Origin of the sequence: Oribacterium sp. KHPX15 (assembly GCF_900107835.1) — a bacterium.
Lineage (GTDB): Bacteria > Bacillota > Clostridia > Lachnospirales > Lachnospiraceae > Oribacterium.
Genome location: NZ_FNRG01000076.1, coordinates 1 through 1,626, shown reverse-complemented (window position 1 = coordinate 1,626; position 1,626 = coordinate 1). Strand labels below are relative to the sequence as shown.

General features: G+C 45.0%; 3 protein-coding genes. 1 reads left to right on the top strand and 2 read right to left on the bottom strand.

What is annotated here, in order from left to right:
* Window positions 1–115: 115 nt before the first annotated feature.
* A complete protein-coding gene (locus tag BLV86_RS17375) occupies window positions 116–343 on the top strand; it encodes a hypothetical protein (protein ID WP_207647494.1) in 228 nt (75 codons plus the stop codon).
* 49 nt (window positions 344–392) lie between these two features.
* On the opposite strand, the gene BLV86_RS17370 is transcribed toward BLV86_RS17375, so the two are convergent.
* Together BLV86_RS17370 and BLV86_RS17365 are read right to left on the bottom strand one after the other, a co-directional pair.
* Complete coding sequence (locus BLV86_RS17370) at window positions 393–806, bottom strand: type II toxin-antitoxin system VapC family toxin (protein WP_090820101.1); 414 nt, start codon at window positions 804–806, stop codon at window positions 393–395.
* Window positions 790–1,023, bottom strand: coding sequence for a type II toxin-antitoxin system Phd/YefM family antitoxin (locus BLV86_RS17365; protein ID WP_090820099.1), 234 nt, complete (start codon window positions 1,021–1,023; stop codon window positions 790–792). Before BLV86_RS17365 ends, BLV86_RS17370 begins: the two co-directional genes overlap by 17 nt.
* Between the last annotated feature and the right edge of the window lie 603 nt (window positions 1,024–1,626).

The window sequence follows — 1,626 nt, the reverse complement described above, 5'->3', positions numbered from 1 at the left end:
AGAGTATTATACAGTGCCTCTGATATTGAAAGGCGACTGAAAGAAGATAAATAATTTTCGGTTGCACTTTGCAAAAAGTCTTAGAAACAGAGGTCCTGCCGGAAATCCTGGAGCTGTGGGGGAGCAACCTCTTCACGGACGTGAACGCGAGAAAAAACTGAGGAAGACCGAGCGTGAACTGACGACTCCGTTGTTCCTTTTGCGGTGCATGGAGGTCGGGATATCCCTTCCTGATCTCGACCTCCTCACGATCGGTCTCGTGATGGGTATCTGGACGGAAAAAGAGAATGACGGTACGGACTACGTATATACCGCATCCCAGGAAGACTTCGATGCCTTCTGATAAGAAAACCCGCTCAAGCGTTGTGCCTGGGCGGGTGAATTCTTCTCATTCAAGTAATGAGTCCTACGATTTCTTCCGGGCTGTAAAGAGTAACACCAAAGGACAGGAAGTCCTTTTTGTTCCTTGTGACAATGCCATCGCATTTGTTTGATTTGGCACATGTGGCCAAAAGGCAATCCTCAAAATCGTGCGCCCGCTGGACAAAAGCTGAGTTTACATCATCGTTTGTCACGGTAAGGATTTTCACGATATTCAGGATGTTTCCGAGAGCCTTGTAGGCTTCATCCGTGCTCTGCAGCGATTTTCTTACGAGATAAAAGATGTCTGTCGCTGTGGAAGCAGAGATGAAGCCGTTAATTTTCCTGCCTTCACATAAATCAAGTACAGCTTTGGAATTCGTGTAGAAAGGTTCACGCTCCAAAAGGACATCAAGAACGATGTTTGTGTCAATCATTAGCCGCATAGCGTGCAATCCTTTCATCTCTCAGGGAATGGCGGTCGATGTCTTCAGACACTTTTCCCTTCAGTATTCCGGAAATGGAATCAACAGCGGAAACATTGGGGTTAACAAGCCTTGCGACATATTTTCCATTGCGTGTGACCCAGATGTCTTCCGTAGGAACAAGGTCAAGATAATGGCCAAAGTTCACTTTAAATTCTGTGGCAGTGATTTCTAACATGTCAATCGCCTCCTTTAAGGAAATTCTAAGCGATTTACAGAATGAAGTCAAGTTAAATCGTGCGATTTAGAAAGAAATCATAGATGAAATCGAACATTTAATGGAAGGGAGGGCCTAAGCATCGAGGAGCGGGTCCGGCGGGTGCTGACCAGGGAAGAGTGGGAGAAAGAGAACCGGGAGTGTGGCCGATGATGTGGTCATGCTCCCGGATTCTTTTTTGTTCTGATGGTCTGGAACCGTTGATTTTTAAGGAAGATTTGACTATGATGAGATTTGTGAATTTGTGCCTTGGCAGAATCAACTGGTACGCTACTATTATGTAGGAAAATACATTTCTCTCAATACAAGAAGTAAAAACTGGGGGCAATCGAAGCTATTGCAGAAAGGCTTGAAAGAGAACTTCCGGGACTTCAAGGTTTTAGTGCTAGAAATCTGCGTTACATGCGGTCTTTCTATGAAGAATGGGCTATGCTTGATGGCGGTTCCAATTTTGCAGAAAAAGATAGAGATGAACGAGAAAACATATTGGATGGAGTGTTTGTCAACTATCACGCACCTAAAGGTACGTGGCTTGCGACTCCCCTGTAGTTCGTTGCAATAACT

Coding starts and splice junctions, on each gene's coding strand:
- BLV86_RS17370 (WP_090820101.1), bottom strand. CDS start 806: ATGCGGCTAATGATTGACACAAACATCGTTCTTGATGTCCTTTTGGAG.
- BLV86_RS17365 (WP_090820099.1), bottom strand. CDS start 1,023: ATGTTAGAAATCACTGCCACAGAATTTAAAGTGAACTTTGGCCATTAT.